16 protein-coding genes are annotated in these 26,940 nt (G+C 65.3%); 3 read left to right on the forward strand and 13 right to left on the reverse strand.

Translation table 11 applies throughout. The features are described 5' to 3' along the window. Positions 1–197: 197 nt before the first annotated feature. Positions 198–1,574, reverse strand: coding sequence for a cytochrome c peroxidase (locus AAFG13_RS22170; protein ID WP_342708205.1), 1,377 nt, complete (start codon positions 1,572–1,574; stop codon positions 198–200). After that, complete coding sequence (locus AAFG13_RS22175; protein ID WP_212318308.1) at positions 1,571–2,356, reverse strand: EfeM/EfeO family lipoprotein; 786 nt, start codon at positions 2,354–2,356, stop codon at positions 1,571–1,573. The genes AAFG13_RS22170 and AAFG13_RS22175 overlap by 4 nt, the downstream gene beginning before the upstream one ends. 77 nt (positions 2,357–2,433) lie before the next feature. Here AAFG13_RS22175 and AAFG13_RS22180 point away from each other — a divergent pair, with 77 nt between their 5' ends. After that, positions 2,434–3,081, forward strand: coding sequence for an A24 family peptidase (locus AAFG13_RS22180; protein ID WP_312011693.1), 648 nt, complete (start codon positions 2,434–2,436; stop codon positions 3,079–3,081). A 19-nt stretch (positions 3,082–3,100) separates the two neighbouring features. Here AAFG13_RS22180 and AAFG13_RS22185 read toward each other — a convergent pair whose 3' ends face one another. From AAFG13_RS22185 to AAFG13_RS22230, 10 genes are read right to left on the reverse strand one after another with little or no spacing between them, the layout of a single operon-like run. Further along, positions 3,101–3,748: a hypothetical protein gene (locus tag AAFG13_RS22185; RefSeq protein WP_212318310.1), complete on the reverse strand. Its 648-nt coding sequence runs from the start codon at positions 3,746–3,748 to the stop codon at positions 3,101–3,103. Next, complete coding sequence (gene gspM / locus AAFG13_RS22190; protein ID WP_342708206.1) at positions 3,745–4,308, reverse strand: type II secretion system protein GspM; 564 nt, start codon at positions 4,306–4,308, stop codon at positions 3,745–3,747. Before gspM ends, AAFG13_RS22185 begins: the two co-directional genes overlap by 4 nt. Next, positions 4,305–5,378, reverse strand: a complete 1,074-nt coding sequence (locus AAFG13_RS22195; protein WP_342708207.1) for a PilN domain-containing protein — start codon at positions 5,376–5,378, stop codon at positions 4,305–4,307. The genes gspM and AAFG13_RS22195 overlap by 4 nt, the downstream gene beginning before the upstream one ends. Further along, complete coding sequence (locus tag AAFG13_RS22200; protein WP_342708208.1) at positions 5,378–6,295, reverse strand: type II secretion system minor pseudopilin GspK; 918 nt, start codon at positions 6,293–6,295, stop codon at positions 5,378–5,380. The genes AAFG13_RS22195 and AAFG13_RS22200 overlap by 1 nt, the downstream gene beginning before the upstream one ends. Next, complete coding sequence (locus AAFG13_RS22205) at positions 6,295–7,002, reverse strand: type II secretion system protein (RefSeq protein WP_342708209.1); 708 nt, start codon at positions 7,000–7,002, stop codon at positions 6,295–6,297. The genes AAFG13_RS22200 and AAFG13_RS22205 overlap by 1 nt, the downstream gene beginning before the upstream one ends. Continuing rightward, a complete protein-coding gene (locus AAFG13_RS22210) occupies positions 6,999–7,409 on the reverse strand; it encodes a prepilin-type N-terminal cleavage/methylation domain-containing protein (RefSeq protein WP_342708210.1) in 411 nt (136 codons plus the stop codon). The genes AAFG13_RS22205 and AAFG13_RS22210 overlap by 4 nt, the downstream gene beginning before the upstream one ends. Then, positions 7,384–7,848: a type II secretion system protein gene (locus tag AAFG13_RS22215; RefSeq protein WP_342713376.1), complete on the reverse strand. Its 465-nt coding sequence runs from the start codon at positions 7,846–7,848 to the stop codon at positions 7,384–7,386. Before AAFG13_RS22215 ends, AAFG13_RS22210 begins: the two co-directional genes overlap by 26 nt. A 15-nt stretch (positions 7,849–7,863) precedes the next feature. Continuing rightward, complete coding sequence (gspG, locus tag AAFG13_RS22220; protein WP_212318434.1) at positions 7,864–8,346, reverse strand: type II secretion system major pseudopilin GspG; 483 nt, start codon at positions 8,344–8,346, stop codon at positions 7,864–7,866. Positions 8,347–8,399: 53 nt separating this feature from the next. Further along, the gene (locus AAFG13_RS22225) at positions 8,400–9,611 is read right to left on the reverse strand and encodes a type II secretion system F family protein (RefSeq protein WP_212318320.1); all 1,212 of its coding nucleotides are present in this window, start codon (positions 9,609–9,611) and stop codon (positions 8,400–8,402) included. A gap of 4 nt (positions 9,612–9,615) precedes the next feature. Further along, entirely contained in the window at positions 9,616–11,292 is a 1,677-nt protein-coding gene (locus AAFG13_RS22230; protein WP_342708211.1) for a GspE/PulE family protein, read from the reverse strand. A gap of 322 nt (positions 11,293–11,614) precedes the next feature. On the opposite strand from AAFG13_RS22230, the gene gspD reads away from it, so the two are divergent. Then, on the forward strand, positions 11,615–13,993 hold the full coding sequence (gspD, locus tag AAFG13_RS22235; protein WP_342708212.1) for a type II secretion system secretin GspD: 2,379 nt from the start codon (positions 11,615–11,617) through the stop codon (positions 13,991–13,993). Positions 13,994–14,069: 76 nt separating this feature from the next. Further along, positions 14,070–14,543: a tetratricopeptide repeat protein gene (locus AAFG13_RS22240; protein ID WP_212318436.1), complete on the forward strand. Its 474-nt coding sequence runs from the start codon at positions 14,070–14,072 to the stop codon at positions 14,541–14,543. A gap of 90 nt (positions 14,544–14,633) precedes the next feature. Here the strand turns inward: AAFG13_RS22240 and AAFG13_RS22245 are convergent, their stop codons facing one another. Then, complete coding sequence (locus AAFG13_RS22245; protein ID WP_342708213.1) at positions 14,634–26,726, reverse strand: filamentous hemagglutinin family protein; 12,093 nt, start codon at positions 26,724–26,726, stop codon at positions 14,634–14,636. Positions 26,727–26,940: the final 214 nt, after the last annotated feature.

A 26,940-nucleotide genomic window follows, 5' to 3' on the forward strand; every position in this document is an offset into this window, starting at 1 on the left:
TAGTGCGACAGTATGACGCATGGTTTTCGCTTGCGTGAAAGCGCGCGAGAAATTTCGAAACGTTCAAATATTTTCTGTGGAGACATCTGCTGCTGCACGCCGCCTCTCCACGATTCGACTCTTCAACTGAAGATCGAAAGCAGACGAAGCGCGCCACGCAGCGACGCGGATCGCAAATGCCCTACAATTCAGCTCAATCAATGCGAGATGTGCCTGGAGCGCATCACCTCGCGAAGCGCGGCGTAATGCTGATCATGCACATCTTGATTGAACAACGACCATGGCTCGGCGCTCGCCAGTAACGCAGGCACCGCTGCAGCCATCAGATTGCGATAATTCCTGAACTCGGCTGCAGCATCCGCGTTGCGACCCGCGGCAACGGCCATCTCGATGCGCCGCAACGTGAGCACGAGCTCCTTCAGCCCGCTGCGCGCAAGCACGCGCTGCTGCTCGCCGCCGGACACGCTGGTGTTCTTGCGATCGGGATATTGCTCGGTCAACTCGCGCAGCTCGCGGCCGATCGTATCGACTGCAAGCGCGACGATGTCCTTGTCGCCGGCCGGAATCGCGGTCGCGAGCACCGTCGAGAAATCGTTGATCTCCTTCAGCGTCGCACCGGCACCGTCGCGTTCATAGGGCTGCACGCCGTCGCCGACGGCCGTGAGATAGGCGACGAGGTCGCCCTTTTCCTGCGCCGAGAGGTCGAGCTGAAAGGTCCGGTCGAAATAATCGACGACCTGGTTGAAATTGTCGAAGCGGCCATCGTGGAAATACGGCGCATTGAAGTCGGCGTTGCGCAGGGTCGGCGTCTTGAACAGACCGCCCGAGCCGACGTCATGCTGCTGGTGATCGACAAAGCCGGACGATGGCACGTGGCACACCGCGCAGCTCAGCGCGGGATCGTGCGGGAACGGCTTCGCGAACAGCGCTTCGCCGCGGCGCTCCGCGTCGGTGATCTTGCCGGCCAGCCGCCCGGCGGGACCAAGGCTCGGATTGGGCAGGAAATCGATGTCGTGAAGATAGGCCACGATCGCATCGAGCGTGGCCGGCGACGGCTCGGGACCTGCGAACTCGCTGGTGATGACGTTGTGGACGAAGTCGCGCAGCGAGGCGAACCGGCCATCGGCGCCGTAGGGTGCCAGATAGCGGGCGCCGCGCAGGCTCGGAATCCGTACCGGATCGAACGAAAGGTTATTGGCCTTCGGGTTGAACAGCGCGCCGGTGGTGTCGAACGTGCCGGGCCGGCTCGACATCTTCGGCATGAAGAATTTGGTGTTGTTCGCACCATTGACGTGGCAGGTGCCGCAGCTCACACCGGCCTGCCGCGCCACCTCGCCGAGCAGCCCCGGCGAATTGAAGGCGAGATCGCCGAGATTCACCAGATACGACTTGGCTCCGGTGCGCTCGGACTGGAACACCTCACGCGGCTTGTCGAGCGCATCCTCGTTCAACTCGGTCGCAACCGGCAGCACGGTCTTGTCGCCGTCGACCGGAAACGCCGCCGCGCGCCCGAGCAGCGCAAGGGCGATGACCGCGGAAAGCAGCGCAGCCGGACGCAGGTGAAGCGATCTCATCGCGCCTGCGCCTCCAGGGTCGGGCGCTGCAGCCCGAGCTTTGCCGAGGCGCTCTGCAACGCGACGACCAGTTCCTCGCTGGTCTGGCGCAGATCGGCGATATTGACATGCGGCAGGTCGGGCGTCGCGACGATCGCCTCGAGCTGCTCGATCCGGTTCGTCACCATCTCGTCGAGCTTGCCGTCGACCGTATTGAGCGCGGCGGAGAAAATCGTGTGATAGGCGAAGTCGATGCCGGCGATGTTGTTGCGCATATCGTCCAGCGAGGTGCCGCTGATGCGCGACTCGCCGCCATCGGCTTTGCTTTCGCCGACTTCGTAAGCAAGCCGCACGGTGCCATCCAGGAGACCTTGCGGCGTCAGCTTGATATCCTTGAGCTTGCCGTGAAGATCGTTCAGGTGCTCGACCAGGCCCGTCGCATCGGTAGCGACGTCGGTACTACCCGCTCCAAACAGTTTCGCCTCGATGGCGTGAAACCCGCTGTCCGCGTTCGGCCAGGCGTCGATCTGCGCATCGAGCTCTGGGACGAAGCCTGCGGTAAACACCTCCGAGCGCTCCCAGCCGGCGCGCGCCGACAGCCAGGCCTTCCGTGCACCGGGCAAGTCCGCCGCAGCGGCGCGCTCGCGCAACGCACGTGCACCCGCCAGCGCACTGGCAACGCCCTCGATCAGATACGGCCGATAGCGCTCGGCGCCGTCCTCGAGAGCGCCCGCATTCGCGGTGCGCACGCCTGCCGACGCTGCCAGCAAAGCAAGGCACGCCGCCACTCGCATCTTGTGCATAGCCAACCCACTCGTCTGCCGCAAAGGGCTCGCGGCACGTAATCGGCCGAACTATTGTCGGTATCCTATGCGGATTTGTGACAGCGCAGACTTTTTGTCGCATCTTTTCTGCTTCGCGATCGTTGTTGACGATCACAATCCCGCAAACGCATTGCTCGATTGAAAATGCACTGTTCAACGCGCGCGAGTTGTTGCAACACAGAGTGTTCACGCGTCACACTTGTCCCGCCACCATGCCAATCGATCGCGAAGCTCTTTATTTCATTGCATCTTACGGCGCGCTTTGCGTGCTGTGCTGCACCGTCGCGCTGATCGATCTGCGCCACGGCATCATTCCCGATTGGCTGAATCTTGCGATCGCGGCACTCGGTCTTGCACATGTCGTCATCACTGAAAGCACGACAGCCGCGCTCAGTGCGATGGCGATCGCCGCTCTCGTCGGCGCCCTGTTCTTTCTGTTGCAGCGCCTCTACTTCGCCTTGCGGCACGTGGACGGCTTGGGACTGGGCGACGTCAAGTTTCTTGCCGCCGCAACGATCTGGGTCGGCGCGGCGGGAATTCCGACCTTGCTGCTGATCGCGGCGCTCGCAGCACTTGCTGTCGCCGGCAGCCTGCAACTCGCAGGACACGAGATGAAACGCCAGACGTCGATCCCGTTCGGTCCTTTTCTTGCGCTCGGACTTCTCCTGACGCCGGCCCTGCAGAGCTGGCTGGGATTGAACTAGCGCGGGATCGAGATCGCAGTCACCGCTGGATCCGCGCAGCCAACGGCCTCCGGTCGGTACTGACCGGAACGAGGCGGACATCGCCGCTCTCCTCGGTGCCCGGCTGGGGCAATGTGAGCACGGCATCATGCTCGTCTTTCTGCATCGTGACTTCGCGTCCGCTGATGGCTCGCAGCTTCCATCCCTGGAAATCGTCACCGAGCTTCAGCCGCAATGCGGTCTTGTTCGCTTGGTCGAGAAATATCCCGAAGCTTTCATCGTCTCCCGCGATCGTGCCGACCAGCGACAGCGGCGGCGGCTCGAGCGCAACCTTGCGTGGCGGCGGCGGCAACGGCTTGCTGACTTCCGGCTCTGCAACGACGGCCGGCGGCGGCCGCCGCGACGGCGAGAACACCGGGCGGTCGCGGGTGTTGGACAACGTCTTGAGCGGAATGCCCCACAGCGGATTTGCGCTGAGCGGCCGGGGCGTCGGCGCCGGCGAAGGCGCCACCCGGACCGATGTCACCGGTTCGGACGGCGGCGGTGAACTCAGCACCGGTCCGCCCAAGCGGGTATCATCGAGCATCCCGGCATCCAGCGCATCGCCGGATGGGTCAGGCACCGCAGCCGGCGCCGAATAGGCCGACACCGCCAACAGCACGATGGTTGCAGCGAAGCGTCGCATCATTTGGCCCCTCGCCATTGTCCGGATACGCCGAGCAGCACGCGCAGCTTGCCGGGATCGGCGCCCTTCGCCGCCTCGTCGGCGACGGGTTGCACGACCAATTGGTCGATGAACAGGAACGGCATGCCGGCTTCGAGATCGTAGAGCACCTGTTGCAACTGCGCCTGTTCGATCTCGCTGCTTGCGACCATGCTGATGAAGCCGGCCTTGGCCGGCGCGTTGGGAACGTCGAGCTGCGTCGACAGCACATTGCCGCCGGCCTTGATCACCGCGCCCGACACGCGCTGCAGCAGCGTGGCGCCGGCAACCGTGACGGTCGCGCCCTCGAGATAGGCGGAACCGGTCGGCATCGGGGACTGACCGGGCGCGGTATTCGCCTTGGACCGTCCCTCCAGTTGCTCCAGCATTCTGGCCGACGCCGCAACATCGCTGCGCAGGCCGATGATGTCCGAGAGCGACGAGATGACGACGAAGAGCAGCAGCACGAAGAGGCCGAGATAGCTCACGGTCGCGACCAATGGCGAAGTGCTGACGGCCGTCAGCGATCGGGATGCCGCGTTCATGAGCCGGACCCAAAGGAAGCGGATATATTGGCCTCGACATGGAACCGCTCCGCCGATTCATTCGCGGCGCGGGTCGTCGGCGCGAAGAATGTCGCGCGGGTGAATTGCGGCGACTGTTCCAGCAGGCGGATCAGGGACGGCGCATCCTGGGTCAATCCCACCACCTGCACCTTGTTGCCCTCGATCCGGAGCTCCGTCACATAGGTCGTGTCGGGCAGGACGCGCGAGATCGCTTCCAGAACCATGACGCTCGATGGCGTCGTCTGCTTGCGCTTGGCGAGCAGGCCGAGACCGGACGAGTCGCCATTAGCATCGAGACGCAGCGCGGCGCGGCGCTGCGAGATCCGGTGTTGCAAGTCCTCCTGCTCGGATTGCAGCCAGCCGCCGACATAGACGTTGAGCAGCGGGGACACCGCGGCTGCGGCCACCGTCGCGACCAGACCGATACGCAACAGGCGCGGAACCGCAGGTCCGGCAAGGCCGCGCAACGATCTGTCGAGCAGCGTCACCTGCTGCGGGGCGCCATCGCCGCCAACCGCCGGCGCCGAGACCGCAACGGTGGCGGCGCCGAGCATCCTGGCCATCCGGATCAGCGGATCGACCTTGCTCGCCGCGGTCGCACTGAACGCGACCTCGATACGGTCATTGGCGATCGGCTGCGGCGAACCCCAGCCAAAGACCGCATCGGCGGCGGTCCATGGCGTCAGCCGGTCGACCTGCGCGCGGATCATGCCATCGAGGAAGTCGCCCGCCTGGCTCGGGAAATCGAGCACGCGGCTGACGATTTGATCAGATCGCAAACGCACCTCGATGCGGCTGCCGTCGAACGCGCTCTTCCACTCTGTTGACAGCGGAGGCTGCGGCGCATCGTGATCGAGCCGGAACGAAACCGGAGCTGACGGCGAGCCATCTCTCGATGCGGTGGCGCTGGCTGTGAACGTACCGTCGGCATTTTCGTCGAGCTCGATGCTGCGCCGGCGCATGAACCTGCCCGCGACGCCGTCGACGGCGGTCGCGACCGCGCCGATCCATTGCTCGAACCATTGCCGTGCTTCGGCGAGTATTGCCATCAACCTCTCCTCCGCGGCAGAACCGTGCTTCGCGGCTCGACATCGTTCTGCCAGGACAACACACGATATGGCTCGACCTTGTCGCCGAGCGCAATCACCGCTTCAGACGTGGTGCGGTGACCGTTGCGGAACCGGATCGAGATTGCGATCCGGTAGCAAGGGCTCTGCGCGGTCGATGCCGCAGTTTGCGGGTTCGGCGCCTGCGATCCGGCGATGGGGCCGCCGTTCGGCGAGGGAGCAGGCGCGCCGAAGCTGTCCTGCTGCTTCCCCGATGCCTTATCCACGGCAAGAGCGACTTCCGGCGCGGCGATCGCCGGATCAACATCCGGACTGCCGTTGAACACCGTCACGAAAGGCAACACACGATCGACGAAGGCTTCGGGAATCCCGGCGACCAAAGCCAGCTCGTTGACATGGGTGAACAGCCCCTGCCGCGGCGAATAGCCAAGCGCGTTGTAGCGCGCGGCCTCCACATTCTCGCTGCCCGGCGAGGGCCGGGTTCGCCAGCCGACGATCCGGTCGGCGTATTCGCTGGCGGCGTCCTTCCGGGCGCCGAGTACGACAAAGAGGCCGATCAGCATTTCCTTCGACGCGTAGTTCAGGTCAACGCGGCCGGCCTCCGACGTGAAGGAAACACCGACGCTGGCGTCGTCCAGCCCGAAATGAAACCCCCCGTACTGCGGCCGCGTCTTCTCATCCGTCAGCGTCAGCTGATAGGTGGTGAGTTCGAGCCCGGCCGACACCAGCGCCTCGGTCTGCAGCGACAAGTCACTGGCCGCCAGCGCGCGCGCGGAGGCGGCAAGATAGGCCGAGAAGATGATCGCCAGCGACGACAGCGCGAGCAGGATCCAGAGCACTGCAACGATGACGAAGCCGCGATTGGCCGGCGATCGGCCGATATTGCCGGACGCACCCATCACGTCTTCCCCTGATCGGTGGCACCGTCGGAACTTTGCTTGTCGCCGCAATTGCCGTCCGGCTTGGTGCAGTCGCTCGGAATCTGGACATGGACCGGCGCGATGGTCGAAACCGACAGGACGCGCTGGCTCGCCGCGTCACGCACGGTCAACCGGATCATCGCCGGCAGCTTGTTGGCATCCTTCCACACGCTCTTCCAGGCCCGGTCGGCACCGGCATACGCGAACGACAGGCGATAGGGTGCGCGCAGCAGCACGACCGGGCTGCCGAGATGCACCTGTTCCGACAGCGACACCCCGTCGGCCAGCGGCGTGAAGCGCGCCTGCGAACGAACCGTGACGAACTCGCTGCGATCCCGGGTTTCACCAAGGTGCACCACGTCGAGCCCCGGCCCCGCATTCGGCCCCACCGACGTGCGCACGAAAGTGACCGACAATTCCGATCCGTCGAACAGCGGCTTGTGGGTATCGCGGTTGGCGGCAACGAACTCCGCCGCGGCGAGATCGGCGCCGATCCGCTCCAGCGCGATTCCGATCAATTCGCTGCGCTGGATCCGGTCGAGCCCCCGGTTCCAGCTCGGCAGCCATTGCGCCGTGATGCTGGCGAGCGCCGACAGCAACAGCCCCATCAGTGCCAGCGCGACGATGGTCTCGATCAGCGTGAAGCCGTGCTCGCCCTCTCGCTGTGTTAGCTTTGCCCGCGTCATTCCGATGACCTCGGCATCAGGCGCACGGTGCGAATGTCGGACAACGCGCCGCCGGGAGACTTGACGCGAATTCGCACCAGCTCCGGCGCCCAGGGCACGTTGCCCTCGGGCACCGTCCAGTCGCCACCGAGCGGACTGACCTCGATGGTCCAGCGGTAGCCCTCAGCCTGTCCCGTCGACGTGCCTGACTGCAATTCGGCGCGCGGTGGAATGCCGACCGTCATCAATGTGCGCACCGCCTGCATCAGCGCGACGTGCTGCTCCATGGCCCGGACGCCGCGCGTCTTGACGCCCATGACCGCGCCGATCGCAACGATCGAGACAGCCACCAGCGCCAGCGCCACCAGCACCTCGATGATGGTGAACCCCGCGTCAGCGCGGTTAGTTGGCGGCGACGTCGCGAGCAACGATTTCAACCCTTCCGGTGAGCCAGTTGACGCGGACCTCATATCCCGCATCGAGCCGCGTCAGCGCGATGGAGCCGCCGCAGGAACCGCCATTGGCGAAGAAGCGGATGGTCGACAGTGCGGCGCGGCGCTGACAACTCTGCGGCAGCACCGCATCGAACCGTACGTCATCGGGGATTCGCACCGTCATGCGCGACGCGCCGGAGTGGATCACCCGGCTCGCCGCATCGACCAGCGTCGCAACGCTGGTGCTGCGCTCGATGGCGGCATTGCGATCGGCCTTCAGCAATGTTGCGGTCTGCAACGCATAGGCCTGCAAGCGCGAGCGCGAGGTCTGGTGCGGAATGAACGGGAGCAGCACGGCCGCCAGCAGCGCGATGATGGCAAGCACGCACATCATCTCGAGCAGGGTGAAACCGCGCTGCGACGCCTCATTCATGCTCGCCATGCATCCTCATTGTTGGTCGTTGTTGGCGGCTGTCGTCTTTTCGAGCGAGATGTCGGCCGAGGTGCCGCTGCCGCCCTCCTGACCGTCAGAGCCATAGGAGACGATGTCGTAAGGTCCGTGTTCGCCGGGCGAGCGATAGAGATAGGGATGGTTCCAGGGATCGCTCGGAACGTTACCGCCCTTCAGATACGGACCATTCCAGGCGGCGACGCCCGGCGTGCGCCGGACCAGCGCGGCAAGTCCCTCCGCCGTGGACGGGAAGCGTCCGGCGTCGAGGTAGAACAGGTCGAGCGCACTAGAGAAGCTCTGCAACTGGATGCGCGCGGTCTTGACCTTGGATTCGCTGAGATAGTTGAGCACGCGCGGCCCGATCAGCCCCATGATGAGGCCGATGATCGCGATCACCACCAGCATCTCGACGAGGGTAAAGCCCTCCTGCCCCGAGCGCCTTGGCGGTTGTGAGCGCGCGGGATCGCGTCCCGCTCGCATGGAGAATGTTTCGATGATCGTGTTGCGCGATATCATGACCGATGACCCCTGCTCTAACCGACTAGCTGCGTGACCGAGAGCAGCGCCGTCATGACCGACACGATCAGCCCGCCGACGACGGTGCTGATCGTGATGATCGCCAGTGGACCGACAATGCCGACGACACGGTCCAGGCTGCGCTGCAATTTTGCTTCGTAGAATTCCGCGACCCGCCCGGCCAGCACCGGCAGCTGCCCGGTCTCTTCACCGAGCCGCAGCATGCGGACCGCCATCGGCGGCAGGCTGTCCGCCACGGCGAGCGCGTCCGACAATTTTCCGCCATGGCGGACGCGGTCGGCGGCGGCGGTCCAGTTCGCCCCGCTCCCGGTCACCGCCATGATGTCGACGAGGATGCGCAACGCGGCCGTGAGGTTGACGCCGCTGCCGAGCAGGACACCCAGATTGCGGCAGAACAGGCTCGCGCGATAGAACTGGAAGGCACTGCTGATGCCCGGCACCCGCGAGATCCCGCTGACTAGCGCGGCGCGCACGCGCGCCTGCCGCAGCAGCCACCATGCGAGCGCAATCGTGGCCGCACTGATCAGGCTCGCCGCCGTGGCATTGGCGCGCAGGAAATCCGACACCGCGATGAAGCTGGCGAGCGCCGTATCCGACTTGCCGCCGAAATCGCCGAGCACGGTCGAGAATTGCGGCAGCACGAACAGCAGGAAGAACAGCATCACGCCGGATGCCGCGACCAGCACGAAGGCCGGATACTGCATCGCGTCGGTCAGCTTGCGCCGCATCTGCTCGGAACGCGCGCGCTCGGTCCCCAGCATCTCGAGCACGGAGTCGAGCGTGCCGGAGATTTCCCCCACCCGGACCAGGGCGATGTACATCGGCTGGAACAGGGTCGGATGATCCGCCACCGCATCGGCAAAGCTCTCGCCGGTGAGCAGGGCCGCGCGGATCTTTGCCACCACCGGACGCATCCGGCCGACATCGGCATCGCCGGACAAGAGCTCCAGGGCGTCGTCGAGACGGGCGCCGGCCTTGAGCAGCAGCGCGAGATCGCGCGTGAAGGTGGTGACCTCGGCTGCACTCGGCCCGCCGAACAGGCTGCCGCCACCGGCTGCGCCGGATGCGCGCTTGTCCTCGGTGGTTTCGATCGGGAGCAGCTTGAGATATTCGATCCGCCGCGCCACCTCGGCCGCCGTCGGCGCCGAGATCGTGCCGTTCACGATCTCGCCGGCCTGGGTCAAAGCGCGATAGCGATAATTCGGCACGGCGTCACCGCACCGTTGCAACGCGGAGGATCTCGGCGGGCGAGGTCAATCCGGCGCGGCATTTGGCAACCCCGTCATCGAGCATCGTGGTCATGCCCGCCCGGATCGCCATCGTATCGATCTTCATTCCGTCGCTTCGCTCTCCGATCAGTTCGCGCAGTTCATTGGATAATTCGAGCAGCTCGAACACGCCGAGACGGCCGCGATAACCGGTCCCGCCGCAACGCTCGCAACCGCATGGCTCGTGAATGATCTCGCCTTCCCGGAATCCGAGTGCGGTGAGCCGGGGATCCTCGGTGAAATCGGCCGTTGCCAGCGGCCGCGCCGTCTTGCAGCGCTCGCACAATTGCCGGACCAGGCGCTGCGCGATCACGCCGCGCAGCACCGAACGCAGCAGATAGCCTTCGACCCCGAGGTCGAGCAGGCGCGGCACCGCGGCGGCCGCCGTCTCGGTGTGCAGCGTCGTCAGCACCAGATGCCCGGTCAGCGCCGCATGCACCGCGACATGCGCGGTCTCCGAGTCGCGGATTTCACCGACCATGATGACATCAGGGTCCTGGCGAACAAAGGACCGCAGCGCGGTGGCGAAGGTCAGGCCGATCGCCGGCTTGACCTGGGACTGGTTGACGCCGGGGATCTCGTATTCGACCGGATCCTCGATGGTCAGAATCTTGCGGCTGGGCTCATTGAGGATCGAGAGGATCGTCGCCAGCGTCGTGGTCTTGCCGCTGCCGGTCGGCCCCGTGATCACGACCATGCCGTACGGCAGCTTCAGCAGCCGCCGCAGCTTGGCTTCGTCAGACTCCGAGAATCCCAGCTTTTCGACGACCAGCAGGCCGCGATCCTTGGGCAGGATGCGGATGACGGCGGATTCGCCGTGTTGCATCGGCATGATCGCGACGCGGATATCGATGTCGGTGCGCCCGACCCGCAGCCGCGCCGCACCGTCCTGCGGCAGGCGACGCTCGGCGATATTGAGGTTGGCGATGATCTTGATGCGGGAGACCACCGCCTGTGGCAACACCCCGGACAGCGCCGCGACCGGCCGCAGCAGGCCATCGATGCGCAAGCGCACCATGAGGCCGGCGGAAAACGGCTCGATATGGATGTCGCTGGCGCGCAGCTCGACGGCCTTCTCGATCAGATCGTTGACCGCGCGCACCACCGGCGCACCGCTGGCGAGATCGCGCAGGCTCTCGATGTCGTCTTCGCGGGGCAGCGCCGCCGCCGTATCGGCGGTCTCGGTCTCCTCGGCGCTGGAAGAGTTGTTCAGCGCGATGGCGACGTCTTCCGACGAAGCCACCTTCACATTGATGCCGGCGCCAAGCACGATCTGCGCCGCCCGCAGCGTCGCCTGGTCGGTCGGGTCGACGACCGCGAGGACAGTGGTCCCATCGGCCGTTCGGCACGGATAGACCATGGTCTCGCGCAGGAAGCGCGGCGAGAACGCCCCGACCAGCGGTTCGGCCGAGGTCATCTCCTGGAGCGTCAGGCGGCCGAGCGCGAAGAAGCGCGCGGCCTCGTCGGCGAATTCGGTCGGTGCGAGGCTGGTGACCTCCCACAGCTTCAATTGCCTGGCGTCGGCGCCCTGCCCGCTCCGCTCCGCCGCTCCGTCGATCGGCGCCAAATGATTGTTCTGGCGCAGATAATCCACGAACCGAACGGACAGGTCGTTGGCCATTCTCGATATCCCGCCACACTATCCCGGATCAGTCAGTGCCATCCGCCGTCGCGTCGGCTCCCGGCAATTCTGCGGTTATCGATCCGAAGTGTGACAGCTGTGCGAAGTCACATCGTTCGCCTGGCTCAAGAAACCTTGACGTGGCATCGCGGACACGGCGGCGCGCCGGCTGCGCAGATTGGTGTGATGCGATCGTCAGGTCGCGAACGACAATCATGTAACCAATTTATTTCTGTCATGTTCGATCGCTAAGAGTCCCACCGGGGTAGGACCGATCGTCGCACGCCGTCGAGATTTCAGTTAGTCAGAGCGAAGGGCCTTCATGCAACGCGTAGGCACAGTGGGCCGCTGCCCGACGATCCGTGGCGGCCTGGCAGCCATTTTTGCCCTGACGTCGCTGGGGTTGCTGGCGTCCTGCAATTCCGCGACGGTCGGCGAGAGCGTGGACGCGTCCCAGGTCGACGTTACCGACAAGGTGCGATCGCTCGATCTCTTGCCGCGCCAGCCGCAACCGGTGAGCGGGCTGGCGGCAGCGGGCGGCAGCCAGGGCGGCGCCGTGCGCGCGGCGATGTATGAGGGAAGCGAAGTGACGGGGGTCGCCGACGCGCGGCCGCAGCCGGCCTCGAACGGCAATGGCTTCGATCTGAATTTCGAGAGCACGCCGGTTGCGACCGTCGCCAAGGTCGTGCTCGGCGACATCCTGCATGTCGGATACACAATCGACCCGCGGGTACAGGGCACGGTGAGCCTGGTGTCGGTCCGACCGGTGCCGAAATCCGACATGGTCTTCGTGCTTGAAAACGCGCTTCGCCTGAGCGGCGTGGTGCTGCTGAAGGATACCGCGGGCTATCGCCTGACGCCGCTCGGCGACGCCGTTGGCGGCGGCCGCGTCGATGCCGCGGCGGCCAATCCCGAACCCGGATTCGGCATCTCGGTGGTCCCTCTGCAATATGTGTCGGCCCAGACCCTGCTGAAGCTGACCGACAGCTTCGCCACCAGGGCGGGCTCGATCCGCGCCGACACGACGCGCAATCTGCTTCTGATCCAGGGCACCGGCGCCGAGCGTCGCACCGCGGTCGACACCGTGCTCAGCTTCGACGTCGACTGGATGCGCGGCCAATCGGTCGGCATCTTCCCGATCTCGAGCGGCTCGCCCGCGCCCGTCATCGCCGAGCTGGAGAAGATCGTCGATTCCGGCGAGAACGGCCTCAGCCAGAACGTCATCAAGTTCATGCCGATCGCACGCCTCAACGCGGTGCTGGTGGTGACCAAGAAGCCGGACATGCTGCATACGGCGGCGACATGGATCAAGCGCCTCGACCGCAACGACACCGCGCGCACCTCGGTCCATGTCTACCGCGTCAAATACGGCGATGCGCGCCAGATCGCGCGGGTTCTCACCGACATGTTCCTCGGCGGATCGTCCGGCAATTTGCTCGACAGCGCCGACAGTCAGCTCGCGCCCGGCTCCGGCACCTCGTCGACATCGAGCGTCGCCGACCGTCTGTCGGCGAACAGCAACTCGGGCCCGAACTCGGGCAGCTTTGCCTCGCGCGGCACGTCAGGGACAGGCGCAACGGGCCAGGGCCTCGGCCAGGGATTTGGCGCCGGCGGCCAAGCGAACAATCCCAATCAGGGCCAGGGCAACAATGCCGCGCTGGATAGCGGACGCGGCGCCAGCTCGGGCTCAGGCAACGGCCAGCCCGTCATGCAGGACGTGCGGATCACGCCCGATGTCGTGAACAACAATCTGCTGATCTATGCCGACCAGGCCAACTACCGCATCATCGAGGCGACGCTGCAGCAGATCGACGAGCCGCAGCTCCAGGTCGCGATCGACGCGACGATCGCCGAGGTCACGCTCAACAACACTTTGTCCTATGGTGTGCAGACCTATCTCACCAGCCGGAACCTCGGCCTGAAGCCGAACGTCGGCTCGTTCACGGGCACCCAAGCCACCACCGCGCCCGCGACCACCACGGACGCGACCACCGGGGTCGCCTCCGTCGCCGGCTCGGTCACCAATGCCTTCATCAACCGCGCCTTCCCGGGCTTCAACTTCCTGATCGGACCGGAGACGCAGCCGAGCCTGATCCTGGATGCGCTGCATGCCGTCACCAGCGTCAAGGTGCTCTCCAATCCGTCGCTGGTCGTGATCAACAACCAGGTCGCGACCTTGCAGGTCGGCGACGTCGTCCCGGTGTCGACCGGCAGCGCGACGGTGCTGACCGGGAGCAACACGGTGGTCAACACCATCGACTATCGCAACACCGGCATCATCCTGCGGGTCTCGCCGCGCGTCAGTGTGAACGGCACCGTGCGGCTCGATGTCGAGCAGGAGATCAGCAACGTTCCGCAGACCAGCGCGAACAGCCTGACCCCGACGGTGTCGGAACGGAGGGTCAAGAGCCAGATCGCGGTGGCCAATGGCCAGACCGTGCTGCTGGCGGGCCTGATCAGCGAACAGCAGAGCGGCAGCCGCAATGCGCTTCCCGTGCTTGACCAGATTCCCGGCCTCGGCGACGCCTTCGGGCATCAGAGCAACGGCACCCAGCGCACCGAGCTGATCATCTTCATTCGCCCGCAGATCATCCGCAACGGTTCCGACGCCCAGATGGTGGCCGAGGAGCTGCGATCGAAATTGCGCGGCAACATCGCAACGACATCGACCAATGCGCCGATCACCACCGCCTATCACTGAGCCGGGGCGCACGATGCGCCGCATGCGCACGCAACGGACAGCCCTTTGCGCCTCGCTTGCGGTCGCGCTTTGGGGCATGACCGCGTCCGTCGCGAGCGCCGACAGCGTCGCGCGCGGAACGGCCGCCTTCCATCGCGGCGACTATGTCAGGGCGTCCCGGGAGCTCGCGCCGGCCGCCGACCGCGACAACCCAAGGGCCCTCGGCCTGCTCGGATTCATGTATGAGCACGGCTTCGGCGTCCCGCAGGCCTATGACGCCGCCGCCGATCTCTACTATCGCGGTGCGGTGCAGGGCGACCCGTTCGCGCAAGCCATGCTCGGCCTGATGTACGACAAGGGCCACGGCCTCCCGAACGATTACGTGCTGGCCTACAAATGGCTCAATCTGGCGGCGGCCCGCACCGGCGGGCGGCAGCGCGATGCCTATCTCCGATTCCGCGACGCGGTTGCTTCAAAGCTCTCGAGGAATGAGATCGTCGCCGGTCAGCGGTTTGCGTTGGAATGGGTCCCCGGCCGGCCCGTGCCGGACGCGCACCTGACGGTCAAGTAATCACCGATCGCTATCCCAAGTCTATGCGCGCCGCGCTGGCACTTCCGGAAGCGCGCGATCGCTCTCCCGGAAGTCGTCCATTCGCGCGCATCACCTGCCGGACGAGCCCGCCGCATCGCCGAGCCCAATGACCTGGAAGGCGCTGTTCTCGTTGTAGCTCTGCTTTTCGCGCGGTTTGCGCTGCTGCTCCGGCGGATCTTGCGGTGGGCTCCCGTCGCCGCCGCCATAGCCGAGCACTTCGACGATCACGACCGACGGCTGGTCGTTGTTCTTTGGCGGTGGCGCCGCGGCCTGCTGGCTGGCGCCGGCGGTGTTTGACGCTGATGTCAGCGCCCCGACCGGCGGCCCCTGCACCGTCGGAATGCCGGTCGAGGTGCCCTGCACCTGGATGTTGGCGGCGTTGACCACCTGCAGCGCGGCAAGGTTGACGTTGCCCGAGACACGGATGCCGGCTTCGCCCGCATCGATGGTGCCAAGCGGCGCGATCAGGTCAACGTCGCTCGGCGACGTCCCCGGAATGGGGGCGAGCGTCGCGATGCCGGCACCACTGGCCGGTGCCGCCGGCGACAGTGTGATATTGCCATACGCGTCATAGCTGCGCAGCGGCGGCGTATAGATCACCGTCGTCTTCGAGCCGCGGCCGGCGTTGATGTCGCCGGTCGCCGACCACACCAGCACATTGCCGCCGAACGTGGTCATGATGCGGCTCTGGCCGAGCAGCACGCTGCCGAGCGAATACACATCGATATTGCTGTTCTGGCCTTGCGTGATCAGGCCAGCACCAGGACCTGGCGTCACGCCCTCGACCCCGATGATGGTCTGCCCGCCCGGATTGAGGATCTGAATGTCACTGCCATACTGGGTGTTGATCCCGGCGTCGCTGACCACCGGGACGGTGACGCCGTTGACGGTGGTGGAGCCCGTGACGCTGCTGAACATCGTGATCTTGCCGGAATAGGTCAGCGGATTGCCTTGCGCATCCTGATCCGGGAACAGCGTGGCGATCGCATCGCGCCCGCGTAGATAGCTGCCGTAGCGGCTGCTGGCCTTGTCGTTGTATTCGCGACCGCCGAGCGTGAGCTCCTTGTAGTAGATGTCGCGGACGAACACGCCCTGCTGCTCCACGGGCAGCGACAGGAAGAACGCCAATGCGTCGTCCTTCGTGCCGGTGAAGATGTAGGACTGGCCCTTGTAGATATAGTTCTGACCGGACGAGAAGCGCTTATGCAGCCAATTGTATAATTCGTCGGCGTAGGCCTTGGCGACCTTGCCGCTGCCGGCGAGTGGCGTGCCGTCGCCGGGAAGCTGGTTCGCGGCGTTGAAATACAGCTTGGCGAAATCGGCATAGTCAGGACCGCTGGCGCCGACACCGGCGATCGTAACGATGCCGGCACCGCCCGTGGTGTTGGACTGATTGATGATATCGCCCGCGCTGACCAGTGAGCCGTAGTAACCCTGATACAGGTTGCGGCCTGCCTGTAGCTGAAGCAGGCCGGGACCGACAACAGTGACAGATTGATAGAAGATGTCACGGCCGGCCTGCATCAGCGAAATATCGTTCGGCCCATTGTTCAGGAACACGCTGGGCACGGGACCGGTGCCGACGATGTCGCGGCCGGCGATGACTTCGAAGGGCTTGGCTGCGATATACCAGGTGCTGTGGGTCGGATAGAAATACGCGCCGCCATTCGGGCTCTCCGGCTGCGCCTGGCCGAGGGTGAGATCGACAATGTCGATACCCGCGTAGGCCAGGGCCGGCCGATCATCTCCTGCATGCAGATTGGAGATGGGCGTGTCCTCGCCGAAGGCGATTGGACTGATGGGATTGATCCGATTGGCGGCGTTCGCCCACGCGTTGCTGCTGCCGGCGCCACCGGTACCGGAGGCAAAGACGGGATTGAACGGAGTCGCCAGCGTGCTCATGTCCGCGCCCGACATCGCCACGACCTGGCTCGTCCCGAAGATTGACCCGGCCGCGAGCAGTTCAAGCTGGCCGAACGGCGACGGCATCAGTTCGATTGTCGGCACTCCGCCGCCGGCCCCAGGCTCCGTAAAGCGGATATCACCGTTGGCGGCCGCGACGATCAGCGTTCCCGGAAAGAAAGCCGTGCCGTTGAAGGAGACCCCACTCAATACGGTCGCATCGCCACCCGCCGCGTAGAGATTGATCGCGATCGTCGGCGTCCACAATGTGAAGTTCGATTGCCCACCACTGTGGAGCGTCGTAGTGCCGTCCGCGTTGCGTACCGTATACGCAATGCCGTTCAGATCGACCGACGTCGCCATGCCGGCATCGCCCGCGCCGCCGAGCACGAGGTCGCCGCGCGTGACGATGCTGACACTGCCGTCGCCCGGCATGACGAGCGGCCCCGGCGTCTTGAGCGAGCGCTTGAGGACGTTGGGATCAACGGCGCGCGGATCGTACGAAACCAGATAGGAGCCCCAGGTGTTCGGGGCCAGCGCGCCGACTGATCCGGCACTGACGGTGGTGTCGCCACGCAGGTTGGTGATCGAGCCGAAATAGTCTGGCACCTGACCCTGACCGTAAGGCGTCGTCGGCACCACAGGATTGAGTCCGCCGCCAATCTTCACGACCAGATTGCCGCCACCGGTCTCTACCAGCGTGCCATTCGCCAGAACACGGCCGGTCAAGGCGACAGCCAGGTCGAGGCCGGTCGAGCTGTTGCCCGTCACGCCGGCATTGCCACCCGCGATCACGGTGAGATTGCCGCCGCCGAGCGTGCCGATACCCTGGAAGCCGATGAGCTGCTGATTGTTACTCCATGCGCCGGTCTTCGCGAGTGAGCCGAAATTGATCCACCACGCTGCCGGATCGGCGGAGGCGCCACCGCCTTGCAGCCGCAGCCAGTTGGCGGTGAGATTGGAGTCGGCGAACCGGATGTTGTTGTCCGCGATCTGGATGTTACCGGTGATATCCCGTTGCGCGGTGAGCAGCAGGTCGCCGCCATGCTCGGGGTACCAGGCATGTGAATTGCCGCTGCTGGTGAGACCGACGAGGTCGTAGGGATTGCTGCCGTCGGCCGCCAGGATCGGCGCCGCCTGGGTGCCGGCCGTATAGACGCCATACGGCGTGGCTTCGCCGAAGCTGCCGCCGGCCAACAGGTCGAGACTGCCGGTGCCGGTGCGCAGCACGCTGAAGAACGTGCCGTTGCGCGACGCATTGTAGGCCGGATCGCTCAGCGTCAGGTTGCCGCTCCCGTTCAGCGCCTGTGTCGTTTGCAGCATGCGCTGGTCGGCGGCGGCGAGATCGGCACCCGCGACGAGGCGGATCGAAGCGGACAGCGAGCCCGGCGCAAGCATCAAGGCCGTTGCCGACGAACCCGAACCGCCGGGGACGCCGGGAGTAACCACCGCTCCAACCGTCGGCAAATGACCTATTTCGAAGAACAGCCACCCAACCCCGCCTTCCGAAGTTCCGACATCCAGGATGGTACCGGCGGGAATAGTGCTCCCTGGGCCGTATGAGTGACCAGCGGTATCGACATATGCACCGTAAGAACTCGTTAGACCCTGATAAAAATCATCATTCGGTATTGTCCAATCCGCGGTAAGTATTGCGTTGCCGGTATAACCGTAACTGGCGCTGCTCAGGCCAGTGTCGCTGGCTGACCAGAAAGAAGAAAGCGGATCTGTCGAAAGGTCGATCAGGCGATAGACCGGCGGTGTTCCTGGCGTCGACTTGAATCCATCCGAGATACTTCCCTTGACCGTCAGATTGCCGCCGGCGCGGATCACGAGCGCCATCGGTTCGCCGGCGCCGTAGCTTGCGGAGGTCGCGTCGCGATTGGCGTTCGGCCCGTAGCGGTAGCCGGCAAGATCGATATCACCTGACGTCGACAGATCGCCGCTCGATGTGATCTGGACGCCCGGCCGCAGATGGTAGGTGCTGCCGTACGCGGACAGACCCGCGACGCGCGCCGCCAAACCCGCATTGCCCAACGCGGCGTTGATGAAGGCCGTGCTTGCGATGTCGTAACCGTCGAGCGTCGCCTGGCTGATGGTGCTGCCGCCGGGCAGGCCATAGGTCCAGAACGCGTTGAGCGCGATGCTGTAGGCACCTTTGATGTTGAGCGGACCTGCTGCGTTGATCGCGATATCGCCCGAGGTCTCACCGGTGCGCTGTGCGTTCAGCACCACGTCGCCATAGGCGACGCCGTTCGGCGCGGTAAGATCCATGGTCGCGCCCGACGACAGCGTGAGCATGCCGCCCGCGGCGGTCAACTCGATGTGGCCGCGGTTCCGCGCCTCGATCGGCTGGCCGTAGCTGTCGACCTGCAGCACCGTACTGTGAACATCGAGCACGGCGCTCGGCGCCAGCGCGAGCCCATTGCCGGCCGAGAGCCGGATGGTCCCGGGTGCGGCACCGGACGCATCGATGGTGCCGACGACAGTCAGGCTGCCGTTGTCGGTGGCGACCGTGACGCTGCTGGCCTTCACGCCGTCGCCGACGACAAGATCGCCGTTCCTGATGTCGAAGCCGCGCGCATCGAAGAAGCCGCCCTGGGTCAGGAGCGCATTGAGCGCGGCGAAATCCGAACTGGACAGCCGGCTGGTGGTGACGCTGAAATCGCCGCTCGCGTAGCCATTTGTTGCCGCCCCGTTGAGCGCACCGCCGAGCGTGACCGGCCCATTCGCCGCCGCGATGCTGATCGACCCGGCACCGGCGTTGGTCGCGGAGATATCAATCACCGAACCGGCAAGCTGCGTCAGACCACCCTGCGCGCTGTTGAAGATCGCCGTGCCGCCGAACCCGTAGACGGTCGCCCGCTGGATCGCGGACGGTTGACCACTGAGATCGATGCGGCTTGCACCGTCGAGCACGATATCGCCGGTCGCATTGACAACGAGCTTGCCGCTCGGCAGCAGGATCGTGCTGTCGATCGCGACACTGCCGCCGGTCAGGTCGATCTCGGCGCCTGCCACGGTCGACTTGGCGAGGCTCGGCGCAGCGCCCGCGGGCGCAACGACGTCGAGCGCGCCGCCCGCCGAATAGGCCATGATCGACTTCTGCGCACCGGTGAGCAGCGGGGTCGTCAGCGTCAAATTGCCGCCGCTACCGCTCTGGCCGAATGCGGCGGCAGGATCCGAACTCGGTGACTGGTAGACGAATAGCTTGCTGTTGCCAGCCGAGATGATCCTTGAGTTGCCGGTGATGTTGACGTTGCTGAAGCCGTAGATCACGCGGCTTGCCGTCGAGGTATCGAGCGAGGCGAACCGGCCGAAGTCGATCTCGTTGGCGACGAGGTTGAATGTGCCGCTTCCGGTTCCGGGCCCGCCTGCGGCGATGGCCGGCGGCGTCGCACCGCTCAGGCCATTCCACGTGATCTTGTCGGCGGCGATGGTCGAGTTGTCGCCGGCCGCGCCGTAGCCATAGATCGCCGACGTGTTCAGCACCAGGTTGACACCGCTGCCGGTGGCGTCGAGGCCGGCGTTTCCGAACAGGTTGATCGAATTCGCCGCGGCAAGCGTAATGGTCTTCAACGCCGGCGCGTTGTGCAGGGGATCACCATTGACCAACGTGTTGAACAGCGTCTGATCGAACATCAATCCGGCGGGTGCGCCGGCCGCGGCCACGGTCGCGGCGTCGCCGATATTGATGGTGCCGACCGCGAGCGCGATGTTGCTCGACCCGAAATGGGCGGTCGGATCGATCGCGGAAGCGCCGTTGGTGACGAACGCCAGCGTCCCTTCGGAATAGAGCGACGAGCCGGCGCCGATCGTAATCGAACCGTTGCCGACATTCGATGGCAGGAAGTTGATGTCACCATTGGACAGCGCCAGCACAGTGAACTGGCTGACCGCATAGCTCATGCCGGTCGACACGGAATCGAACGGGACTGCGCCCTGTCCGACGGTGCTGAGCGTCACGTTGTTACCGACGCTGATATTGTTGCCGATGAGGAATATCTCCCCGGCGGAAAGGGAGACGCCATCGCGGATGAACAGATCATGACCGTAGGGTTGACTAAGGAACAGCGTGCCATTCGAGATAATGACAGTTCCGTTGATCAGGAGGCGCGGCGCTTTGAGCGCATTGAGATCGGCGGCGCCGACCGAGGGACTGGAAAATCCCTGGGTCGGCGCGTCCGCATAAACCTCGCCGACATTCAGCAGCGCCACCTGACCAGCATTAGCGCCCTGCGTGCCTTGAAACAGCGCGGTGCCGTCGAATGTGAGCGCTGGTCCGATCGGGGTGGCGTTCGGCATCTCGAATATGATCTCAAGCGTCTTGCCGTCGCTCGGCAGCAACGGACGCACGCCGCCGAATTGCGCCACGTTGGCAAGCAGGAAATCGCTGTAATTCTGCTCGTTGAATTGCGAATATTTGCGGACCGAGGTGCCCGCGGTGATCAGCGCCGTCACCGGCAGGCTACCCTTGATCGCGGTGTTGGCGATGCCGGTGGTAACCGAGGTGGCGTAGGTGCCGTTGCCGATTGTGATCGGGCTGCCGACCGGCGTCGTGGTGCTGGTGCCGAGTTCGACACGGTATGCGCCGGGCAGCAGCGCGTAGTTGGACGGCAGCAGCGTGTACGTTCCCGCCGGCAGTCCCGGGACACCGGACGGAATTGTAACCTGTTGACCAATCGCGGGATCGCCGGCGCCATTTTCGGGCGCGATCGGCGCATAGCCTGAACTGTAGCCGGGCAGGATGGCGTAGACCTTGTCGGTCGCCTTGCTGACAGGGGTCGCAGGGTTGGCGTTGATGAGCGGCGTGTTGATCACGTTGACGGAGCCGCCGCGTCCGGAGACGAAGCCCGCACCGGCGAGCGTGCCGCCACCCGACATATCGAGGATCGCGCCGCTCGCCACGTTGATCGACTGCCCGTCCAGGATGATGCCGGATTGCGGCCCGTTGTTGTTGAAGTTGGTGAGGCCGATCGTACGGATGCTGGTGCCGTTATACGTGTAGGTGACGCCGTCGATCGTGCCGCCGTACGGAATGGTCAGGCCCGCCATCGAGACGGAGGTCAGGCTGCCGGCCAGCAGGTCGACGTGCGGCGTGTACACTGGCCAGCCCAGGCCGAAGGTCAAAAGACCGAACGGCGCGCGGACGATGCCGCCCTGCTCGATCACCGGCGCCTGGAACGCGAGCTGGCCGAACACGGAGAGCGGTGCATCCGGAATCGTAGCGGTGGTGCGTCCGATGGTCAGCGTCGTCGTGGGATCGGAATTTCCACTGCCTGCGATGACGGTGGCAACGGCATTGGTCGCGGGATAAATCTGCGCGGCAAGGAGATCGAGATTGCCGCTGGTGGACAGCTGGGTCGCGACAACCCCGGGCATCGACAGGAAGCGGATGTCGCCCTGGCTGACGAGCTTCGTCGTCAGGAATCCCGGCGCGTACATGTTGTTCGGCGAACGCGCCGAGAAGCCGATGAGGCCCTGGATGTCGATCTGGTTTGCGTCGGCCTCGAACGTGGCCGTGGTCGGCAAGGCCGCACCGCCGGGATTGCGGATGCTGCCGCTGATGGTCCCATCGGGGACAACGGCCGTCGCTTCACGAAACAGGATGTAGGGGGCCGACAGCTTCACGCTGCCAGTCGTGGCTGCCATCGAGGAGTCGACCGGTCCAGTCACCGGAGCTCCCGACGCGAAGGCCGCTGCCGTCAGCGTCAAGCTCCGGCCCAACGAAAGGGACACATTGCCGGAGAACGCCATGTAGTCGCCGGACGTCAGCGTCAGGCTGTCGAACCCGCCGGCCTTGACCATGTCGGCGCTTACGGTGGTTTGGCCAAACGTCAGGTGCGACGCGGCCGTGCCCGGGGCGATATTCTCCGGCAGCGAGGAAGCCGGACGCGCCTGCACTACGGTCATCAGGCTCGGAACGACCACATTGGCCGGCGCCACCCCTTTGGGGAAGGAATTCACGTCGAAGTTCGGCGTAGTGAGCGCGATCGACAGGCTGCCGCCGGAGGCGCCGGCTCCGCCGGAGAGGGCGTGGATATCGCCGTCAAGATAGAGGCCGCTCTGCGATGACAACGTAATGGAGCCGCCATTCGTTGTGACCATCTGTGGGCGGCTTGACGAAGCCGCACCGCCCGCCGCGAGATCGATCGCGACCTGCGTGCCATCTGCGTTGAGCTCGGCGCCCGGACGCACGATCACGAAGGCACCGCCACCATTGATAGCGATGGAGCCGCCGTCCGTCGCCTTCCCGAATGGATGTCCTGATGTATCGGACGCCTGATAGACCAGGCCCGAGACATCGAGTTTGGCAGCGGCATCGACCCAGATCGAAACGCCGCGGCCGTTGCCGCTCAGGTCGAAGTTGAAGCCTGTTCGCACCGGCGAACCGTAGGCATCATTGACCAGATTGATGCTGCCGCCATGCGCGGTCAGATTGCCGAACACGCTGATCTGACCGAAGGCATCGAGCGTGATGCTCTGGCCCGGATCGACGCCGACTGAGGAGCCGTCACCAACCACGATCGCGCCGCCGCCCGCGAGCAGTCCGCCGCCCGACCTGATGAGCGATCGCAGCGTGAGGCTCGCGCCGCCGCGCTGGGTCACGGTGGCCTTGACCGGATCCGCGGTGAACAACGGCGGCGTCCACAGCGTCAGCGCCGACGACGGATCGATGCCGGCCGGTGCCGCATAGCTGCTTGCCGTGAACCGGTAGACCGGCATCGCGGCCGCAACCACAGTGTTGCTGGCGACCACAACGCCCAGCCCGCCGTTGATATCGTAGTTGGAGAAGCCGGCGGTGAAGAACGACGGATTGAGCGCAGGCGCTGGCGTAATCTGGACCGTCTGCGGCAGCACCACGCCGGCTGGAATAACGGCTCCGACCGGATAAGTCATCGGCGTGGATTGAATTGATCCTGCCGCATAGGTGACTTGATAGGGTGCGACTGGAATGCCGTTCGGGAAGACAGTGGATGGAATGGTGGTTCCCGCAGGAATGCGACCCGTGCCGCTCCAGCCAGTGATGATCGTCCCGGCCGGGAGCACACTGCCCGGGCTCCAATATTGCGTCTGGCCATTGGCGTCCCGGCTCTGCAGGCCGTCCATACCTTGCGGTATGGTCCATTCCGCACCGGTCGGCGCGGTCGGCGCGGCGGATATCGTGACGTCCGCCGGTATCGGCGTGTCGTACACCAGCGTGGTGAAGTTCAGCGTCAGCGCCGTCGGTAGCGGCTGGCCTGCGGGAACCGTGAACGATTGCTTGAGCTTCACGGCAGCGGGTGCGGGCGTGCCTGCGGGCAGCACACCACCCGCGAGTTCGGCATTGTCGCCAATCAGGATGTTGCCGGGCGTCGAGATCGTCAGCGTGCCGCCGCCGGTGACGCCCCAGGCGCGGATCGCGCCGTCGAGAACAAGATTTCCGTCGCCCGGCGTTCCGGCATTCTGCTGGGTGTGCCCCGCGAGAATTGTGACGTTGCCGCCTTTGCCGCCTTGAGTCTTGCCGTTGATGAGGACGGCGCCGCCGGAGGACACGTCGACCGTGCTGCCGGCAGCGAGCGTAACGTCCTGAGTCGAATCGAAAGTGACGTTGCCGCCGTCGAGGAAGCCGAGGCCCGACACGCTGTTCGGATTGGTCTGCGCGTTGACCCACAGGCCGCGCGTGTCGATGGTGACGCCGGACTCCAGCGTCAGCGCTGCGCCTCCCGCCGCGTTTGTCAGCGCAAACGTGCCGGTCGCGGCATTGAGGATGTTGCTCACCGTGACGCTGCCGGAGCGCGCGGTGATGTCGGCTGCGATGTCGACCGTCGGGGCGATCAGCTTGACTTGCGCGCCCGCCGAGAACTCTAGCGGTGCATTGACGGCGATCTTGTTGGATGTGTTGATGTTGAGGCCGCCGAGGCCGAAGCTGTTGAGCGTCGGCGCATCGAACCAGGCCGTGTTGACGCGACCGGCCGGCAGCGCCGAGGTCGGGTCTAGGCCGCCTGCGACCGAGGTCAGGTTACCGAACGACACGTCGGTGTTGTACGCGTTGGCGAGGCCATAGCCATTGTACTGCCCGAGCGCCAGCGTGCCGGCGAGCGGCACGGTGTTCTGCGTCAGCTTGTAGCCGTCGATGACACTGGTCGGGCGTTTGGCGATCTGGTTCTCGCCGTCGATCACATTGGCGAGGATCGTGCCCTCGAACACCGAGGTCGGGGTCGCGAGGACGAGACTGCCGGCGTCGCGGCCCACGGTGTAGCCGTTCTCCCAGCGCGAGCTGCCTTTGCCGAACGGGCTGAGATAGACCTCGACGACGTTCCAGTGCGCGTGATTGACGATGAAGCCGTTGGCCACCGCGACATAGGTCAAATTGGCCGGGGCATCGTCGGCGCTGTAGATGCGGCCGTCATTGCCGAGCAGCAGCGTCTGCCGCACATAGCCGCTCTGATACTGCACCGCTCCGCCGGAGATGTTGAAGATCGCGCCGCGCTGCGCCACCACCTCCGGCGCCGACAGGGTGATGGTGCCGCCCACCGCAGTCCATTCGCCGATCCTGTGTCCGGTGTTGTTGAGATAGCCGGAGACCTCGAGCAGCCCGCCCGCGGTGTAGTAGCGGTCCGTCGCATAGGCGCCGGTGCCGGCCGGCACCAGGGTCAGATCGCGGGCGTCGATCCACAGATTGCTGTTGGTGAGCGTGCCGTTGTCGCGGTTCTGCGGGCTGTCGCGCAGCTCGTTGCCCTGAACGTTGATCTTGATCGAATTGGCCGACACGGGCAGCACGGTGCCGGTGGTGCCGGAGACGTCGATGACCGATCCGCTTTCGGCGAACACGCGCTTACCGGCGGAGGCGGTCACCTGGCCGCCCTGCGCCATGGTCAGCGAGCCGTTCCTGAAATCGATGGTGCCGCCGGTGACGATCTCGATGCGCGACTGATCGGGCCGATCGGACAGCGTCGAGAGATTGTCGAACTGGCCGGTCGCCAGCACATTCGGCTTGGCCGAGGCGATGAGGGCATCGCGCTGCGAATTGAGCGCGGTCACGCTCGGATCGATGCCGGACACCAGCGCGGCCGCCGCATCGGTCTCCGGCAGGATCAGGCTGATGCCGTGATTGGTCAGCGTGACGCTGCCGGTCGTGTCGGACGCCGAATTGAGCAGATGGATGGTGCCGCGCTGATTGACCGACGTGGTGGAGACCAGGATGCCATCCTGGGTGACGGCATGGCCGGCGAACGTGATGTCGCCCTGCTGGGCGAGGACGAGACCTGTGTTGGTGACGGTCCCGCTGCCGCTCCCGGAATAGAGCACCGGCGCGATCTCGTTGCCGCGCGTGGTCGAGTTCTGGTTGGTGTTGGTGCCATAGCCGGCGCGCAGGATGAAATCGTCGCCGGCCGCGAACTGGGCCTGCCCCTTCGGCGTGGCGATGGCACCGGCATTGTCGACCTCGGTGCCCATCAGCAGCACGAAGCCGCCGCCCGTCGTGACCGAGGACGGCGCATTGGTGGTGATCAGCGCGCCGCTCTCGACCACAATCTTGCCACCGGCTCCGGTGAAGCTCGGCAGATAATTGGTGCCGCTCTGGGCCGAATAGAGACCGTTGGCGAGGAATTGGCTGTCGGCGATATTGGCGCTTGACGCGATCAGCGAGCCGACATTGATCTGGCTCGCGCCACCGAAAATGATGCCGTTCTGGTTGATTACCAGCACCTGCCCCGGCGCGGTGATGCGGCCGAGGATCTGGCTCGGTCCGGCATTGCCCACCACGCGATTGAGCGCGGTCCAGTTGCTGGCCTGCTGGTTGAAGTTGAGCGTGGTCTGGCTGCCGACGTTAAAGCTCTGCCAGTTGAGGATCGCCTGCGGCGCCGTCTGATTGACGGTGACCGTGGTCTGGCCACCGCTTGCGGCCTGGCTCGGCAGGGCGGCACCTTGCCAAAGGCTCGAACCGGGCACAGCGCCCGGCGCAACCTGAAGCCCGCCCGGCGCGAGGCCGTTCGGCACCGCCACCTGCGGCAACGTGGCCGATCGCTGCGAGGCGGCAGCTGCGTTGCGTGCGGCGGACTGCGCGGCCTGCAACGCCTGGATGGCCTGGGTCGCCCGCGTCAGCGCGCTCTGGCTTTGCCTCGCGACGTCAGTGGCCTGCTGGGCCGCGGCAGCTGCGGCATCGCTGGCGATCGCCGGCGCCGAGTTCGTCGTCGCGAAATTGCCGAACGGACGCGCGGATGCGCCCTCAAGCCCGCTCAGCAACAGCGCCAGCGTGCTTGTTCCCGCGAGCAGCATGGAGCGGGATGCCCATCCGATCCGCTGCCGCGACGGAAGCGGCACGACCCGACGCGGATCGAGGCGAGGATGGCGGGCAACGCACTGACGAGACGGCATAGGATGTCCCCTGGGAACAACGGACGGAAAGATGCGCAGATCGGATCCGCGCAGGTGCTCGTCACACGGCTCGACCGTATGCCAGGCTTCTCGTCTCCAAGGACGCCATTTGATC

The organism is Bradyrhizobium sp. B124 (genome assembly GCF_038967635.1).
Taxonomy (GTDB): Bacteria; Pseudomonadota; Alphaproteobacteria; order Rhizobiales; family Xanthobacteraceae; genus Bradyrhizobium.

Excerpts from the sequence above, each read along its gene's own strand:
- gspG (WP_212318434.1), bottom strand. The coding sequence starts at position 8,346 with ATGCGAGCGGGACGCGATCCCGCGCGCTCACAACCGCCAAGGCGCTCG.
- AAFG13_RS22230 (WP_342708211.1), bottom strand. The coding sequence starts at position 11,292 with ATGGCCAACGACCTGTCCGTTCGGTTCGTGGATTATCTGCGCCAGAAC.
- AAFG13_RS22170 (WP_342708205.1), bottom strand. The coding sequence starts at position 1,574 with ATGAGATCGCTTCACCTGCGTCCGGCTGCGCTGCTTTCCGCGGTCATC.
- AAFG13_RS22245 (WP_342708213.1), bottom strand. The coding sequence starts at position 26,726 with ATGCTGCTCGCGGGAACAAGCACGCTGGCGCTGTTGCTGAGCGGGCTT.
- AAFG13_RS22195 (WP_342708207.1), bottom strand. The coding sequence starts at position 5,378 with ATGGCAATACTCGCCGAAGCACGGCAATGGTTCGAGCAATGGATCGGC.
- AAFG13_RS22205 (WP_342708209.1), bottom strand. The coding sequence starts at position 7,002 with ATGACGCGGGCAAAGCTAACACAGCGAGAGGGCGAGCACGGCTTCACG.
- AAFG13_RS22240 (WP_212318436.1), top strand. The coding sequence starts at position 14,070 with ATGACCGCGTCCGTCGCGAGCGCCGACAGCGTCGCGCGCGGAACGGCC.
- AAFG13_RS22175 (WP_212318308.1), bottom strand. The coding sequence starts at position 2,356 with ATGCACAAGATGCGAGTGGCGGCGTGCCTTGCTTTGCTGGCAGCGTCG.
- gspM (WP_342708206.1), bottom strand. The coding sequence starts at position 4,308 with ATGAACGCGGCATCCCGATCGCTGACGGCCGTCAGCACTTCGCCATTG.
- AAFG13_RS22185 (WP_212318310.1), bottom strand. The coding sequence starts at position 3,748 with ATGATGCGACGCTTCGCTGCAACCATCGTGCTGTTGGCGGTGTCGGCC.
- AAFG13_RS22215 (WP_342713376.1), bottom strand. The coding sequence starts at position 7,848 with ATGAATGAGGCGTCGCAGCGCGGTTTCACCCTGCTCGAGATGATGTGC.
- AAFG13_RS22200 (WP_342708208.1), bottom strand. The coding sequence starts at position 6,295 with ATGGGTGCGTCCGGCAATATCGGCCGATCGCCGGCCAATCGCGGCTTC.
- gspD (WP_342708212.1), top strand. The coding sequence starts at position 11,615 with ATGCAACGCGTAGGCACAGTGGGCCGCTGCCCGACGATCCGTGGCGGC.